Here is a 16,374-nt window from a genome sequence, read left to right as displayed (position 1 = left end):
AGATGCGCTACGACACCGAACACAAGGCGCGCACCCGCCGGAAGGTGCTGGACGAGGCCGCCAAGGCCATCCGCGAGGAGGGGCCGCATCGTCTGGGCGTGGCCGGCGTCATGGCCCGCGCGGGGCTGACGCACGGGGGCTTCTACGCCCATTTCCCGTCGAAAGAGGCGTTCGTCGCCGACGCGATCGCCCACATGTTCGAGGGCGGACCGACCGCCATGCTGGAGCGAATGAAGGGCCAGCCGCCACGCCAGGCTCTGACCGAATACATCGACTTCTATCTGTCGCGCAGGCACCGGGACACGCGAGAGGGCGGTTGTCCGCTTCCTTATCTGGCGGTCGACGCGCCGCGCCTAACCGAGGTGTCGCGGGAGCGCTACGCCAAGGGCGTGGCCCACTTGACCAGCATCATCGCCACCCATCTGACGGCGCTGGCCCGCGACCACGCCGAGGACGAAGCCAGCTCGACCCTTGCCGAACTGGTCGGGGCCCTGACCCTGGCCCGCGCCGAGCCCGATCCCACCCGCTCCGACGCCATTCTCGAACGCTCGCGGACGCATCTGAAACGCCGACTCGGCCTGGAGGCCGCCCAATGACCGATGTGACCTTCGAAGGCGCGGCCGGCGCGACTGGCAAGCCCGCCGCCAAGGCCCGTAAGGCCCCGTTCTCGCGCAAGACCGTGCTGGCGGTCGGCGGCGCGCTCGTCGTGGCGGCCGGCGGCGCGACGTTGATCGCCATGCCGAAGGGCTCCGTCTCGACCGACGCGGCCTATGTCCAGGCCGACAGCTCCAGCGTCGCGCCCAAGGTGCGCGGCCTCGTGGCCCAGGTGCTGGTCGGCCACAACCAGACCGTCAAGCGCGGCGACGCCCTGATCCGTATCGATCCCGAGGAGTTCGACGCGCGTGTCGCCTCGGCCGACGCCGACATCGCCAACGCCGAGGCCACCGCCGCCAGCGCGCGCGCGGCCCTGATCTCGCTGAACGCCGAGCAGCGCCTGGCCGGCTCCAACATCCGGGCCGCCCAGACGGCGATCGCCGCCGCCGACGCCGAGAACCTCCGCGCCCAGGCCGACCGCAAGCGCTACGAGGATCTCGCCGACAGCGGCGCGGTGGCCCGGCGCGACGTCGAGCGCTTCCGCGCCGCTGCCGTCGGGGCCCAGTCGGCCGCCGACCGCAGCCGCGCCCAGTTGTCCGTCAGCCAAGATCAGGCCGCCGTCACCGCCGCCAAGCGCGCCACCCTGACGGCCAATCTCGCCCAGGCCGAGGCCGCCGTCGCCCGGGCCCGCGCGGCGTCGATCCTGGCCCGCCAGGACCAGGCCCATACGATCATCGTCTCGCCGATCGACGGCGTGGTCGGCGACCGCCAGGCCGAACCCGGCGACTACGTCCAGCCCGGCACGCGGCTGATGACCATCGTGCCGATGAAGGCGCTCTATGTGACCGCCAACTTCAAGGAGACTCAGGTGGCGCGGATGCTTCCGGGCCAGGCGGCGACGATCAAGGTCGACGCCCTGGACGGCAAGGCGCTGAAGGGTCACGTCGAAAGCTTCGCTCCCGGTTCCGGCTCGCAGTTCTCGCTGCTGCCGTTCGAGCCGGGCACGGGCAACTTCACCAAGATCGTCCAGCGCGTGCCGGTCCGGATCCGTATCGACCCCGGCCAAGCCGAGGTCGCCCGCCTGCGGCCCGGCCTGTCGACGACGGTGAAGGTGCGGCTGAAGGGTTAGGAAGGCGTCTTGCGGAAGGCGTCCTTCAAGACGATGGCGCCCTCCTCGAACCTGAAGATGTCGCACCCGCGTATCGCGCATGAAGCATCGTTCGCGGCCGGCGCATGATAGGTCCAGGTCAAAAGCGCCACATCGCCCATCAGGATCGGCGTGTCGATCTGCATCCTGCCGCCTTTGTCGCGGGCGAACATCTCGACGACCCCGGCGCGGATCGCTTCACGACCGACATAGGTCGCACCGGGCTCGGGTCCGACCGAAGCGCTGTAGATCGCCTGCGGCGCCATGCAGGCGGCGACGGCGTCGGGATCTCGTCGCCCCCAGGCGTCGATGAAGCGCTGCAGCGCCACAAGTTTGGTGTCTGGTTCGCTCATGTTGACTCACTTTCGAGCGGCAGAGTCCAGGGGCGCCATTTGGCGTCAGGTGCGCCGCCAAGACCTCGGTAGAAGTCCTCGGCCCGCGCATTGCCGACCATCACCGTCCAGTTGATCCGTCCCGCGCCGATCCGCCGTCCTTCCGCCACGAGCGCCGCCATCAAGGCCGCGCCGACGCCCTGGCCGCGCGCCTGGGGCGAGACGAACAGCTCCTTCAGGACCAGGGTAGGCCGCAGGTCGTAGGTCCACGGTATGATGTAATGCACCGCCATGCCGACCAGCGCGCCATTGTCGGCCTCGGCTACCAGAGCGCCAAAGCGCGGCTCGGGCCCGAAGCCGGCCTCGATCACCGAGGCCTCGGTCACCGCGAAGGCGTCCGCATAGTCCTCGAACACCGCTAGCTCGCGCATCAAAGCCACGAGCACGGGTGTGTCCCGCCGCTGGAAAGGTCTGACGAGGGGAGCGGTGACGGAGGGCAAGGCGTTTCTCGAGACATCAACGCGTCGGACCGTGACGGATCGGAGGCGATTCCGTGAGCGGCGCGATTGCCTATTTTCGTCAGGATCGTGCCAAGGCGAATTTCGCGTCCCCTCGCGGCCGGCTTAGGCCTTGCGGCCGCGCGGACTGGACCCGGTCCAGCGCTTGAAGGCGCGGGAGAAGGCGCTGGTCTCGGAGAAGCCGACCAGATAGGCGGTCTCGTTGACCGACAGGCGTTCGAGATAGGTCTCGGCCATCTTCCGTCGCAGGGCGTCCAGCACCTGGTCGAAGCTGACGCCCTCGGCCTTGAGGCGGCGATAGAGCGTCTGGCGGGACAGGCCCAGGGCCTTGGCGATGTCGTCCATAGCGAGGTCGCCGGTATGGAGCAGGGGGATCAGCAGCGCCTCGACCCGGCCGCGGGCGGTCTTGGCGTCCTCCAGGCTCTTCAGCAGCGCGTCGGCGTGGCCGTTGAACATGCCGAAGGCGTAGCGGTTGGGACGGTGGATCTCGAGCGTTAGCCAGGCGGGTTCGATCCGCAGGGCGTTCCAGGCCGCTCCAAAGGTGACCGGCGCGCGCAGGATCGGTTCGTAGGCGGCCGCATGGGCCGGCCGGGCGCGGGTCAGGTGCGCGGCGCGGACGAAGGTGAAATCCGGATAGTGGCGGGCCATCTCGCAGGTGAAGCGAGCCAACGCCGCCTCGACCAGCTCCGGGAAGTCCTCGGCGTTCGCGCAGCGATCCACCAGCCACAGCTCGCCGTCACGCGGCGTCAGCTGAAAGCGCGGCCCGTCCGAGACGCCGTCGACCTCGACCACCAGCCGCGAGAAGCGGTTCAACTGCTTGAGCGCGTCGCCCATGGTCTCGGCCGCCTGACAGATCAGGCCGACGACCGACATTTGCTCGAAGCGCGTGGCCTCCGGGAACTTCAGGGCCAGGGCCGGCTCGCCGGTCATCTGCTGGCCGGCCCGATAAAGCGCCTTGTAGGCCTCCAGCGGCACACGGGCGTCCTGGTCGGCGAAGTCGGCCGGCTGGACGCCGGTCCGCGCCAGCAGGGCGTCGCGGTCCGCGCCCAGCGACACGGCGAAATCGAGCAGCGCCCTGAAGAACCCGCCCGACACCGTCGCCTGCGCCACGTTCACCATGACCCGAGGGGTAGCAGCGTGATCGCCAGGGTCAAGTTCGTGGCGCCGCCCGTCATGGCTCTGGCGGACGCCGATCCCTAGCCTGGACCCGAGGGATGCTTGTCGGAACGGGGTTTGCGTATGAAGACGACCGCCGCCAGGGCGCTGAGCCTTTCGGTCGCCGCCTGGTTCGTCGCCCTGGTCATGGGGCTGTGGGCTTTCGGGCTCTATATCCTGGCCCTGTACGGCATCGGCGCGGCGACTGGAAACTGGGAGCGCTGGAATGTCGTGCTGCCCAGCGGTCACGGCTATAGCCGCGGGGACACGGCGGGAAACCTGGCTCTGGGCGTCCATCTGCTGATGGCGGTGTTCGTGACCTTCGCCGGGGCCATTCAGCTGGTCCCGGCGCTGCGGGCCAAGGCCCCGGCCTTCCACCGCTGGAATGGCCGAATCTTCATCGCCGTGGCCTTCGTGATCGCCGGTTCGGGACTCTACATCGCCTTTACGCGCGGGGCGGTGGCCGGGGCCTATATGGCGGTCGGCAACACTCTGAATGCGGTGCTGCTGATGAGTTGCGCGGCGCAGGCGTTGCGGTTCGCCTTGAAGCGACGGTTCGACATTCACCGGCGCTGGGCTTTGCGGGCCTTCGTCCTGATGCTGGGCGTGTTCTTCTATCGTCTCGGCATGATGCTGTGGTTCGTCGCCAACCACGGCCCGGTAGGCCACACCGAGGCCTTCGACGGACCGTTCGACATCTTCCTGGCCTTCGCCCATGTCCTGTTGCCGCTGGCGATCTTGGAGCTCAACCTGCTGGCGCGGGAGCGCGGCGGGGCGGTCGCCAAGTTCGCCATGGCCGGCGTCATGGCCGTGGCGACCGTGGCCACGGCGGCGGGCGGCCTGTTCGCCGCCTTCGGCCTGTGGCTGCCTCGCCTTTAGGCAGATCAGTTTTCCTGGGGGAGCCTGTGGAAAAACCTCGCTCGTAATTCCCACCGCTCGGCACGACATTCAGCATCTCAGGTGTCGAGGAACGAGCATGGCCGCCGCGCAACCCAAGAGCAGCCGCTTCATCAGCGGGTTCGGAGTCCAGGTGCTGGCCGCCATGGTCGTTGGCTTGGCCCTTGGCCTGCTGGCCCGTGACCTGGGACCGGCGGAAGGGCAGGCGGGCTACGTCCTGGCCGAGACCTTGCACCAGGTCGGGTCGATCTTCATCCAGCTGCTGCGGACCTTGGTGCCGCCGCTAGTGTTCACGGCCATCGTGGCCAGCATCGCCAACATCGCCCAGATGCAGAACGCCGCCCGACTGGTCTGGCGCACTCTGTTCTGGTTCGCGCTCACCGCCCTGATCGCCGTGCTGATCGGCATCGCCCTGGGTCTGATCCTGCAGCCGGGCCTGCACACCTCGGTGGCCGCGGCCGCCGCCAAGGCGCCGAAGACCCATGGCTCGTGGCTCGACTTCCTGACCGGTCTCGTGCCGGCCAACGTCCTGGGCCTGGCCGCGTCGACCAAGATCTCGGACGCCGGCGTGGCCACGACCTCGCTGTCGTTCAACGTGCTGCAGATCGTCGTCATCTCGCTGGTCGCCGGCGTCGCGGCCTTGAAGGTCGGCGAGGCGGGCGAGGCCTTCCTGAAGTTCAACGCCTCGGCCCTGGCGATCGTCCGCAAGGTGTTGTGGTGGGTGATCCGCCTGACCCCGATCGGCACCATCGGCCTGTTTGGCAATGCTGTGGCTCAATATGGCTGGACCACCCTGGGCCAGCTCGGCGCCTTCACCGGCGCGATCTATATCGGCCTGGCCCTGGTGCTGCTGGTCGTCTACCCGACGATCCTGGCCCTGAACGGCCTGAATCCCGTGAAGTTCTTCCAGGGCGCCTGGCCGGCCATCCAGCTGGGCTTCGTCTCGCGCTCGTCGGTCGGCACGCTGCCGGTGACCGAGGCGGTGACCGAGACCAGCCTGGGCGTGCCGCGCGCCTATGCCGCCTTCGCCGCGCCATTGGGCGCGACCACCAAGATGGACGGCTGCGCGGCCATCTATCCGGCGATCTCGGCGATCTTCGTGGCGCAGTTCTTCGGCGTGCACCTGGCCTTGTCGGACTACTTCCTGATCGTTTTCGTGTCGGTGATCGGCTCGGCCGCCACGGCGGGCCTGACCGGCGCCACCGTGATGCTGACCCTGACCCTGTCGACCCTGGGCCTCCCGCTGGAAGGCGCGGGGCTGCTCCTGGCCATCGACCCGATCCTGGACATGGGTCGCACGGCCGTGAACGTCGCCGGCCAGGCCCTGGTCCCGACCATCGTGGCCAAGCGGGAAGGGATCCTAGACCTGGAGACCTATAACGCCGCTCGCGTTCCGGCCGAGGCGACCTTGCATCCCGCCGAATAGGCGAGCGCGGTTGCGCCGGGGCGGTTTAGCGGCAATTTTGCCGGCCTGGTGAAGCGTCCCCGGGGGATTCCATGGCTTTGAAGACGACGAACGGCGGCCCGCAGGGGCCGAGCCGGCGCGCCTTCCTGTCCGGCGCGGCGGCCCTCGCGGGGCTGGCCGTCACGGCTCCCCGTGCGTTCGCCCGCGCCTCCGATCGCGTCGAGAGCCTGTTGGCCCAGATGACGATCGAGGAAAAGGCCGGTCAGCTATCGTGCTTCGCCGACATGATCCGGCCGCCGATCGGCGACATGAACCCGCTGGTCAACATCCGCAACGCCCAGACCCTGACCGCCGAGGTCAAGGCCGGTCGGATCGGCGTGCTGATGAACGGCGTCGGCGCCCGGGCCGCTCGCGACACCCAGAAAGCGGCGGTCGAGGGTTCGCGCCTGAAGATTCCGCTGCTGTTCGCGGCCGACGTGATCCACGGCTTCCGCACGGTTTTCCCGATCCCCCTGGCCGAGGCGGCCAGCTTCGACCCGCATCTGGCCGAGCGCACCGCCCGCGCCGCGGCGATCGAGGCCACCGCCACGGGTCTGCACTGGACGTTCGCCCCGATGGTTGACGTCGCCCGCGACCAGCGCTGGGGCCGCGTGGCCGAGGGCTCGGGCGAGGACGTGTTCCTGGGAGAGGTGATGGCCGCCGCCCGGGTGCGCGGCTTCCAGGGCAAGGACCTCAAGGCCGACGACAGCATGCTGGCCACGCCCAAGCACTTCGCCGCCTACGGCGCGGTGACGGCGGGGCTGGAGTACAACTCGGTCGAGCTCTCCGAGGCGACCCTGCGCGAGGTGCATCTGCCGCCGTTCCAGGCCGCGTTCAGCGCCGGGGCGATGACGGTGATGTCGGCGTTCAACGATGTGAACGGAATCCCGGCCACCGCCAACAAGCGCCTGCTGACCGACCTGCTGCGCGGGGAGTGGGGCTTCAAGGGCGTGGTCATCTCGGACTACACGGCCGACCAGGAACTGGTGGCCCACGGCTTCGCCGCCGACGACCGCGACGCCGCGCGCCTGGCCATGCTGGCCGGCGTCGACATCAGCATGCAGAGCGGCCTCTACATCCGCTACCTGCCGGAGCTGGTCGCTTCGGGCGCCGTGCCGATGGCGACCGTCGACGCCGCGGTGCGCCGGGTGCTGTCCCTGAAGGAGGCGATCGGCCTCTTCGACAATCCCTATCGCTCGCTCGACCCCAAGGCCGAGGCTACTCGCACCGCCACGCCGGCGATGCGGGCGCTCAGCCGCGAGGCGGGCGGCCGGTCGATCGTGCTGCTGAAGAACGACCGCGCCTTGCTGCCGCTGCCCAAGGCCGGCAAGCGCCTGGCGCTGATCGGCCCGTTCGCGGACGATAGCGAGAATGTCCTGGGGGCCTGGGGCGGTTTCTTCGCCGATCGGCGGCTGAACGTCGACCTGGCCACGGGCCTGCGCGCCCAGATGGCCGACCCGGCCAGCCTGATCGTCGAACGAGGTTGCGAGGTCGAGACCACGATCGCCGGCGGCTTCGAGCGCGCCGTCGCCGCGGCGCAAGGCGCCGACATCGTCCTGCTGGCCGTCGGCGAGAGCCAGGACATGACTGGCGAGGCCAAGTCGCGCACCGACATTCGCATCCCGGCCGTGCAGCAGCGTCTGGCCGAGGCCATCGCGGCCACGGGCAAGCCCGTCGTCGTCCTGCTGCGCCACGGCCGCGCCATCGCCCTGGAAGGCGTGATCCGCGATGCGCCGGCGATCCTGGCCACCTGGTTCCTGGGCAGCGAGATGGGCAACGCCGTGGCCGACGTGCTGTTCGGGACGGTGAACCCGTCGGGCCGCCTGCCGGTCAGTTTCCCGATCGACAGCGGCCAGGAGCCGTTCTTCTACAACGGCCGCACCACGGGCCGCCCGGCGCCCGCCGATCCGAACGGCCAGGAGTACAAGGCTCGCTGGCGCTCGATCCGCAACGACGCGCTCTATCCGTTCGGCTTCGGCCTCGGCTATTCCGGCTTCGAGATCTCGGACGTGAAATTCAGCACCGCGCGCCTAGCCTGGAACGACACCCTGCATATCACGGCCAAGGTGCGGAACATTGGCCAGGTCCACGGCGAGCACGTCGTTCAGCTCTATATCCGCGATCGGGTCGCCAGCCGCACCCGGCCGGTGCGCGAGCTGAAAGGTTTCCAGCGCGTCGCCCTGGCCCCGGGCGCCGAGCGCGAGGTCAAGTTCGAGCTGAAGCGCGAGAACCTGATGTTCGTCGGCGACAACGACTACTGGATCGTCGAGCCTGGAGTCTTCGACGTCTGGATCGCCAACTCCTCGGTCGACGGTCTGGGCGCCAGCTTCGAGCTTCTGGCGGCGGGGCAGGGCTGAGGCCGAATCGGCGCGCTTAGGAAATGGGGCCAAATGTGGCGGTGCGACGTTTCGTCTCGCCCAAAACGCGCACAAAATTAATCGCCTGATAAGCGAACCCTGGGCCTTCTGGAACAGATCGGGGCACCCAAAGTTTTTGGGCAGGTTCTTGTCTTGTAACGCTTTATCGAAACTCTGTTAGTCCCGGACCTCTCTTTTTCGAGAACCCGGCCTGTCGTGGTTTGCACTGCGTCGGCATGTCTCGTTGAAAGGTCTTGGAAAGGAAATATGGTTTACGCGAAACAAGCCGTAGTGTGGCTTGTTGCCGGATGCTCGCGCCGCGAGTGTCCTCGGATTGCTTCGTGATGCGCTAGGGGGCGCGTCCACCCAGCAAGGATGGATGAATGTCGATCTCGAGCCTTTCCGCCGCCCAGATCTCGAGCCTCTCGGCTACGGTGATCCAGGGACTGTCGACTACGGACATCCAATCGCTGAGCGGGACGCAGGTCGCCGCCATCAGCGCGACCGGGATCGGCGCGCTCGCGGACACCCAGGTCGCCGCGCTCAGCACAACCCAGGTCAAGGCGCTCACCGCGACCCAGATCCCGAAGTTCGCGACTTCGGTGGTCTTCGATGTCACCCAGCTGACCCAGCTCTCGACGCAGCAGGTCTCGGCCCTGACCTCGACTCAGCTGGCCGCGCTCGACACCTCCCACATCGCCGTCCTCAGCTCGACGCAGGTCGGCGCGCTGTCGGCCACCAGCTTCTCGGGTCTGGTCGACACCCAGATCGCCACGCTGGGCGACACCCAGATCAAGGGCCTGAGCGTCAATCAGTTGAAGGGCCTGACCACCACCGACATCGGTGAGCTGGCCGCCGCCCAGATCGGCGCCTTGACGGCGACGCAGCTGGCCAGCGTGACCGCCGCCAATGTCTCGGCGCTGGACGCGACGCAGGTCTCGGCGCTGTCGACCACCCAGATCAAGGCTCTGACGGCCGATCAGCTCAAGGGGCTGAAGACCACGGACATCGCCGAGCTCGCCGACACCCAGGTGGGCGCGCTCACGGCGACCCAATTGGGCGTCCTGTCGTCGGCGAATTTCTCGGCGCTGAACGCCACTCAGGTGGGCGCGCTGTCGACCACCCAGATCAAGGGCGTCACCGCCGACCAGATCAAGGGTTTGAACGCGACGGACATCGGCGAACTCGCCGATACCCAGGTCGGCGCGCTCAGCGCCGCGCAAATCGGCGCCCTGGCGACGACTCAAGCTCAGCAGCTGTCGACCACGCAGCTGTCGGTTCTGTCCTCGACGCAGGTGGCCGCGCTGGGCGCGTCCAACTTCTCGGCGCTGAACGCGACCCAGGTCAGCGCGCTGAACGACACTCAGATCAAGGGCCTGACGACGGCTCAACTGGCCGCCCTGAACGCTACGGACATCGGTGAGCTGGCCACGACTCAAGTCGCCGCCCTGACGGCGACCCAGTTGGGCTCGCTGACCGCCACGGCCTTCTCGGCGCTGGACGCGACCCAGGTCGCGGCGCTGTCGACGACGCAGGTCAAGGGTCTGACGGCGACGCAACTGAAAGGCGTCTCGGCCACGGACGTCGGCGAGCTGTCGTCGACCCAGGTCGGCGCGCTGTCGGCGACGCAACTGGCCGGCGTCACCGCCACCAACGTTTCGGCGCTGGACGCCACCCAGGTCGCCGCGCTGTCGACGACCCAGATCAAGGGTCTGACGGCCGACCAATTGAAAGGTCTGACGACCACGGATATCGGCGAACTGGCCGATACCCAAGTCGCCGCGCTGTCCGCCGCTCAGATCTCGAGCCTCTCGGCCGCCAACGTCTCGGCGCTGAACCAGACCCAGGTCGCGGTTCTCGCCAACACCCAGATCGCCGCCCTGAACACCAGCCAGGTGAAGGGTCTGACCACCACGGATATCGGCGAGCTGTCGTCGACCCAGATCAGCGCCCTGACGAGCGCCCAGATCGGCGCCCTGGCCACGACCCAGGTGAGGGAGCTGTCGACCACCCAGATCGGCGGCCTGTCCTCGAGCCAGATCGGCGCGATCGCCACGACCAATCTGACTCAGCTGAACGCCACCCAGATCGGCGCGCTCAGCTCGACGCAGCTGAAGGGCCTGACCAGCTCCCAGCTCGCCGGCCTCAGCACCACCAATATCGGCGATCTCGCCGACACCCAGATCGGCGCTCTGTCCGCGGCCCAGGTCGGCGCGCTGACGGCGACCGGCTTCTCGGCCCTGAACGCCACCCAGGTGGCGGCCCTGAACGAGACCCAGGTCAAGGGTCTGACAACCGTTCAGCTCAAGGGTCTGACGTCCACCGACATCGGCGAATTCGCCGATACCCAGGTCGCGGCTCTGACGGCCGCCCAGGTCGGCGCTCTGTCGGCGAACAATGTCTCGGCCCTGAACCAGACTCAGGTCGCCAACCTGTCGACGACCCAGATCAAGGCTCTGACCCCCGATCAGCTGAAGGGCCTGACCACCACGGACGTCGGCGAATTGTCGACGACCCAGGTCGGCGCCCTGACCGCCGCCCAGATCGGAAGCCTCTCGACCACCAACATCTCGGCCCTGGTCGATACCCAGGTCGCGGCTCTGTCGAGCACGCAGATCAAGGGTCTGACGACCGCCCAGATCGGCGGCCTGACGACCACCGACATCGGTGAACTGGCCGACACCCAGATCGCGGCCCTGGCCACCTCGCAGATCACGGCGCTCAGCCAGACCAACGTAAAGAGGCTGTCGACCACTCAGGTCGCCGCGCTCAGCGCCTCGCAGGTCGGCGCGCTCTCGGCCGCCAACTTCTCGGCGCTGGACGCCACCCAGGTCGGCGCCCTGAACGAGACGCAGGTCAAGGGCCTGACGACCTCGCAATTGGCCGCCCTGAACGCGACGGACATCGGCGAGCTGGTCGACACGCAGATCGCGGCCCTGGCGGCGACCCAGGTCGGCGCGCTTTCGGTCACGGGTCTGTCGGCGCTGGACGCCACCCAGACCGCCGCGCTCACGACCACCCAGGTCAAGGGGCTGACCGCGGTGCAGCTGAAAGGCCTGTCGGTCACCGACGTCGGCGACCTCAGCGCCACCCAGGTCGGCGCCCTGACGGCGACCCAGCTGGGCTCGCTGACCGCAACGGGCTTCTCGGCGCTGAACGGCACCCAGGTCGCCGCGCTATCGACGACCCAGATCAAGGGCCTGTCGGCCGATCAGCTGAAGAATCTGACGACCACGGACATCGGCGAGCTGGCCGACACCCAGATCGGCGCCCTGAGCGCCGACCAGATCAAGAACCTCTCGGCCGCCAACGTCTCGGCCCTGAGCCAGACGCAGATCTCGGCTCTCGCGAGCACGCAGATCCAGGCGCTGAGCACGACCCAGTTGAAGGGCCTGTCGGTCACCGACATCGACGAGCTGTCGGCGACCCAGGTCGGCGCGCTGTCGGCCGCCCAAGTCACCGCCCTGGCCTCGACCCAGGTGCAGGAGCTGTCGACCACCCAGATCGGCGGCCTATCCGCCACCCAGATCGGCGCGATCACGGCGACGAACGTCTCGCTGCTGGACGCCACGCAGACGGCCGCCCTGACGACGACCCAGGTGAAGGGCCTGACGACCAGCCAGCTGGCCGCCCTGAACACCACCAACATCGGCAACCTGGCCGACACTCAGATCGGCGCCCTGACGGCGACCCAGTTGGGCGCGCTGACCGCCACAAACTTCTCGGCCCTGAACGCCACCCAGGTGGCCGTGCTGAACGCGACCCAGATCAAGGGTCTGACGACCGTTCAGCTGAAGGGCCTGACGTCTACGGACGTCGGCGAGCTTTCGACGACCCAGGTTTCGGCCCTGTCGGCCGCCCAGATCGGCGCCCTGACGGCGACCAGCGTTTCGGCGCTCGACGCCACGCAGACGGCGGCCCTGTCGTCGACCCAGGTCAAGGGCCTGACCGCGGATCAGTTGAAGGGTCTGACGACCACGGACGTCGCCGAACTGGCCGACACCCAGGTCGGCGCCCTGACCGCCGACCAGATCAAGAACCTCACGGCCACCAACATCTCGGCGCTGAACGCCACGCAGTCGGCCGCCCTGTCGATCACTCAGATCAAGGGGCTGACGACCACCCAGATCGCCGGTCTGACGACCACCGATATCGGTGAACTAGCCGACACCCAGATCGGGGCTTTGTCGGCCGCGCAAATCACCGCGCTGAATGTCCAGGACTTGACCTCGACCCAAGTCGCCGGTCTCAGCTCGACGGTGATCGGCGCGATCGGCGCGACCAAGTTCTCGGCCTTCGACGCCACCCAGGTGGCGGCGCTGTCGTCGACCCAGATCAAGGGTCTGACCGCCGACCAACTGAAAGGATTGACGACCACCGACATCGGCGAACTGGCCGACACCCAGGTGGGCGCGCTGACGGCGACCCAGCTGGGCTCGCTGACGGCGACTGGTTTCTCGGCTCTGAACGGGACCCAGGTCGCGGCGCTGAGCTCGACCCAGATCAAGGGTCTGACGGCGGTGCAGCTGAAGGGTCTGACGGCCACGGACATCGGCGAACTGGCCGACACCCAGGTGGGCGCCCTGACGGCGAGCCAGGTGGGCGCGCTGTCGGCGACCGGCTTCTCGGCGCTGAACAGCACCCAGGTCGCGGCGCTGTCGACGACCCAGATCAAGGGCCTGAGCGCCGACCAGTTGAAGGGTCTGACGACCACCGACGTCGGTGAGCTGTCGACCACTCAGATCGGCGCCCTGACCGCGGACCAGCTGAAGAACCTCTCGGCCGCCAGCATCTCGGCCCTGGCCGACACGCAAGTGGCCGCGCTGAGCAACACCCAGGTCCAGGCGCTGTCCACGACCCAGCTGAAGGGCCTTTCGGTCACCGATATCGACGAGCTGTCGGCGACCCAGGTGGGCGCGCTCTCGGCCGCCCAGATCGGCGCGCTGGCCACCACTCAGGTGCAGGAACTGTCGACCACCCAGATCGGCGGCCTCGCGGCCACCCAGATCGCGGCGATCTCGAACACCAACCTGGCGCAGCTGAACGCCACCCAGGTGGCGGCGCTGTCGACGACCCAGGTCAAGGGCCTGACCGCCGACCAGCTGAAGAACCTGTCGACGACCAACATTGGCGACCTCACGGAGACCCAGGTGGGCGCGCTGACGCCGACCCAGCTGGGCTCGCTGTCGGCCACGGGCTTCTCGAACCTGAACAGCACCCAGGTGGCCGCGATCAACGGGACCCAGATCAAGGGCCTGACCGCGTCGCAGCTGAAGGGTCTGACGACCACCGACATCGGTGAGCTGTCGACGACCCAGGTCAACGCCCTGACGGCGACGCAGCTGGGTTCGTTGACGACCACGGGCTTCTCGGCCCTGGACGCCACCCAGGTCGGCGCGCTGTCCACGACCCAGATCAAGGGTCTGACCGCGGATCAGCTGAAGAACCTGACGGCGACGGACATCGGCGAACTGGCCGACACTCAGGTCGGCGCTCTGACCGCCGATCAGATCAAGAGCCTCTCGGCCGCCAACATCTCGGCGCTGTCGAGCACCCAGTCGGCGGCCCTGTCGTCGACCCAGATCAAGGGACTGACCAGCGCTCAAATCCAAGGCCTGACAACGACCGACATCGGCGACCTGGCTGACACCCAGATCGGGGCGCTGACCACGTCGCAGATCACGGCCCTGGCCACGACCCAGGCCCAGCAGCTGTCGACGACCCAGATCGGCGCCTTGAGCGCGACCCAGGTCGGCTCGCTGACGACGTCCAGCTTCTCGGCGCTGAACGCCACCCAGGTCGGCGCGCTGTCGACGACACAGGTCAAGGGTCTGACCGTCGGCCAACTGGCCGCCCTGACCACGACGGACGTCGGCGAACTGGCCGACACCCAGGTGGGGGCGCTGACGCCGACTCAACTGGGCTCGCTGACCGCCACGGCCTTCTCGGCCCTGGACGCCACCCAGACCGCCGCCCTGACCACGACCCAGGTCAAGGGCCTGACCACGGCTCAGCTGAAGGGCCTGTCGGTCACGGATATCGGCGACCTCGCCGACACCCAGGTCGGCGCCCTGACGGCCACCCAACTGGGCTCGTTGACGGCGACCGGCTTCTCGGCGCTGAACAGCACCCAGGTCGCCGTGCTGAACGCGACCCAGATCAAGGGCCTGAGCGCTGACCAGCTGAAGGGTCTGACGACCACCGACATCGGTGAGCTGTCGACCACCCAGATCGGCGCCCTCACCGCGGACCAGCTGAAAAACCTCTCGGCCGCCAATATCTCGGTCCTGGTCGACACCCAGGTGGCCGCGCTGAGCAACACGCAGATCCAGGCGCTGAGCACGACCCAGCTGAAGGGCCTGTCGGTCACCGACATCGACGAGCTGTCGGCGACCCAGGTCGGCGCGCTGGCGGCCGCCCAGATCGGGGCCCTGGCCTCGACCCAGGTGCAGGAGCTGTCGACCACCCAGATCGGCGGTCTCTCGGCCAGTCAGATCGGGGCGATCTCGGTCACCAATATCAACCTGTTGAACGCCACCCAGGTCGGCGCGCTGACGACGACCCAGGTCAAGGGCCTGACGGTCGGCCAGCTGGCCGGCTTGAACACCACCAACATCGGTGACTTGGCCGACACCCAGGTCGGGGCGCTGACCTCGACCCAGCTAGGCGCCCTGACCGCCACGGGCTTCTCCAACCTCAACGCCACCCAGGTGGCGGTGCTGAGCGAGACCCAGGTCAAGGGCCTGACCGTGGGGCAGCTGAAGGGCCTGACCACCACCGACATCGGCGAGCTGTCGACCACTCAGATCGGCGCTCTGTCGGCCGGCCAGGTGGCCGCCCTGACGGCGACCAGCGTCTCGGCGCTGAACGCCACTCAGACGGCGGCCCTGACGACCACCCAGATCAAGGGTCTGACGGTCGACCAGCTGAAGGGCCTGAGCACGACGGACATCGGCGAACTGTCGACGACCCAGATCGCCGCCCTGGCCACCAGCCAGATCGCGGCGCTGTCGGCGACCAATGTCTCGGCCTTCGACGCTACCCAGACGGCGGCTCTGACCAGCACCCAGGTGAAGGGTCTGACCAGCGACCAGGTGAAGGGCCTGACGACCACCGACATCGGCGAACTGGCCGACACCCAGGTGGGGGCGCTGACCACGGCGCAAGTCGGAGCCCTGGCCTCGACCCAGGCGCAGCAGCTCTCGACCACCCAACTGGGGGCCCTGAGCGGTTCGCAACTGGGCTCGCTGACAACGACCGCCTTCTCGACCCTGGACAGCACCCAGATCGGCGCGCTGAACAGCACCCAGGTGAAGGGCATCGCCACCACCCAGCTGGCCAGCCTGACGGCGACGGATGTCGGCCAATTCGTCGACACCCAGATCGCCGCGCTCAGCCTCCTGCAGCTGGCGGCCCTGTCGGCGACCAGCGTCTCGGCGCTGGACTCGACCCAGACGGCCGCCTTGTCGTCGACCCAGGTGAAGGGCCTGACGGCGACCCAGCTGAAGGGTCTGTCCTCGACGGACGTGGGCGACTTCGCGGGCACCCAGCTGGCGGCGCTGACGACCAGCCAACTGGGCGCGCTGTCGACGACCGTGATCGGTGCTCTGAGCACCACCCAGATCGGCCAGCTGCAAGCCTCGCAATTGGCCGGCCTGACCTCGACCCAGCTGGACTACCTCACGACGACCAATATCGAGGCGCTGTCCAGCACCCAGGCGAACGCCCTGACCGCCACCCAGGTGCAGAGCCTGAACGACGCCCAGATCGCTTCGTATCTGACCGTCGCCTGATCCTAAGCGTCCGCCGCTCGCGCCCACCAGCGCGGGCGGCGGACCGCTTCTCGGCCATTGGTCGAGCGTCCAACCCCATGCCATGATCGCCGACAGCCGACTCGCGCGCCGTGCTCGGGCGCGGCTGCCCGCCGCTT

At 68.4% G+C, this 16,374-nt stretch carries 9 protein-coding genes; 6 read left to right on the top strand and 3 right to left on the bottom strand.

Annotated elements, in window-relative coordinates:
• Window positions 1–2 precede the first annotated feature (2 nt).
• Both ABIC66_RS06920 and ABIC66_RS06915 read left to right on the top strand, forming a co-directional pair.
• Window positions 3–596, top strand: a complete 594-nt coding sequence (locus ABIC66_RS06920) for a TetR/AcrR family transcriptional regulator (RefSeq protein ID WP_354068846.1) — start codon at window positions 3–5, stop codon at window positions 594–596.
• Window positions 593–1,723, top strand: coding sequence for an HlyD family secretion protein (locus ABIC66_RS06915; RefSeq protein WP_354068844.1), 1,131 nt, complete (start codon window positions 593–595; stop codon window positions 1,721–1,723). Before ABIC66_RS06920 ends, ABIC66_RS06915 begins: the two co-directional genes overlap by 4 nt.
• Here the strand turns inward: ABIC66_RS06915 and ABIC66_RS06910 are convergent.
• The 3 genes from ABIC66_RS06910 to ABIC66_RS06900 all read right to left on the bottom strand — a co-directional run bounded on the left by ABIC66_RS06910 (window position 1,720) and on the right by ABIC66_RS06900 (window position 3,710).
• On the bottom strand, window positions 1,720–2,094 hold the full coding sequence (locus tag ABIC66_RS06910; RefSeq protein WP_354068843.1) for a nuclear transport factor 2 family protein: 375 nt from the start codon (window positions 2,092–2,094) through the stop codon (window positions 1,720–1,722). The two genes, ABIC66_RS06915 and ABIC66_RS06910, sit on opposite strands and share 4 nt — an antisense overlap.
• Window positions 2,091–2,519 (bottom strand): GNAT family N-acetyltransferase, encoded by a 429-nt coding sequence (locus ABIC66_RS06905; protein ID WP_354068841.1) that lies wholly within the window; start codon window positions 2,517–2,519, stop codon window positions 2,091–2,093. The genes ABIC66_RS06910 and ABIC66_RS06905 overlap by 4 nt, the downstream gene beginning before the upstream one ends.
• 177 nt (window positions 2,520–2,696) lie before the next feature.
• Window positions 2,697–3,710, bottom strand: a complete 1,014-nt coding sequence (locus ABIC66_RS06900) for an AraC family transcriptional regulator (RefSeq protein WP_354068840.1) — start codon at window positions 3,708–3,710, stop codon at window positions 2,697–2,699.
• 120 nt (window positions 3,711–3,830) lie between these two features.
• Between ABIC66_RS06900 and ABIC66_RS06895 the strand changes: the two genes are divergently transcribed.
• The 4 genes from ABIC66_RS06895 (at window position 3,831) to ABIC66_RS06880 (ending at window position 16,237) form a co-directional block, all read left to right on the top strand.
• Complete coding sequence (locus tag ABIC66_RS06895) at window positions 3,831–4,625, top strand: DUF2306 domain-containing protein (RefSeq protein WP_354068838.1); 795 nt, start codon at window positions 3,831–3,833, stop codon at window positions 4,623–4,625.
• Between the two features lie 97 nt (window positions 4,626–4,722).
• Complete coding sequence (locus ABIC66_RS06890) at window positions 4,723–6,069, top strand: dicarboxylate/amino acid:cation symporter (RefSeq protein WP_354068836.1); 1,347 nt, start codon at window positions 4,723–4,725, stop codon at window positions 6,067–6,069.
• A 71-nt stretch (window positions 6,070–6,140) separates the two neighbouring features.
• Window positions 6,141–8,444 carry a glycoside hydrolase family 3 N-terminal domain-containing protein gene (locus ABIC66_RS06885; RefSeq protein WP_354068835.1) on the top strand — a complete coding sequence of 768 codons (2,304 nt, stop codon included), beginning with the start codon at window positions 6,141–6,143 and terminating at the stop codon, window positions 8,442–8,444.
• Window positions 8,445–8,827: 383 nt separating this feature from the next.
• Window positions 8,828–16,237, top strand: a complete 7,410-nt coding sequence (locus ABIC66_RS06880; RefSeq protein WP_354068833.1) for a beta strand repeat-containing protein — start codon at window positions 8,828–8,830, stop codon at window positions 16,235–16,237.
• Window positions 16,238–16,374: the final 137 nt, after the last annotated feature.

It is taken from the genome of Caulobacter sp. 1776 (assembly GCF_040545685.1).
Taxonomy (GTDB): domain Bacteria; phylum Pseudomonadota; class Alphaproteobacteria; order Caulobacterales; family Caulobacteraceae; genus Caulobacter.
Note: the sequence above shows the minus strand (reverse complement) of the source record. Positions and strands in the feature narration are given on the sequence as shown.

Bases quoted from the DNA above. Each gene is read 5' to 3' on its own strand.
- ABIC66_RS06910 (WP_354068843.1), bottom strand. From the start codon at position 2,094: ATGAGCGAACCAGACACCAAACTTGTGGCGCTGCAGCGCTTCATCGAC.
- ABIC66_RS06890 (WP_354068836.1), top strand. From the start codon at position 4,723: ATGGCCGCCGCGCAACCCAAGAGCAGCCGCTTCATCAGCGGGTTCGGA.
- ABIC66_RS06900 (WP_354068840.1), bottom strand. From the start codon at position 3,710: ATGGTGAACGTGGCGCAGGCGACGGTGTCGGGCGGGTTCTTCAGGGCG.
- ABIC66_RS06885 (WP_354068835.1), top strand. From the start codon at position 6,141: ATGGCTTTGAAGACGACGAACGGCGGCCCGCAGGGGCCGAGCCGGCGC.
- ABIC66_RS06895 (WP_354068838.1), top strand. From the start codon at position 3,831: ATGAAGACGACCGCCGCCAGGGCGCTGAGCCTTTCGGTCGCCGCCTGG.
- ABIC66_RS06920 (WP_354068846.1), top strand. From the start codon at position 3: ATGCGCTACGACACCGAACACAAGGCGCGCACCCGCCGGAAGGTGCTG.
- ABIC66_RS06880 (WP_354068833.1), top strand. From the start codon at position 8,828: ATGTCGATCTCGAGCCTTTCCGCCGCCCAGATCTCGAGCCTCTCGGCT.
- ABIC66_RS06915 (WP_354068844.1), top strand. From the start codon at position 593: ATGACCGATGTGACCTTCGAAGGCGCGGCCGGCGCGACTGGCAAGCCC.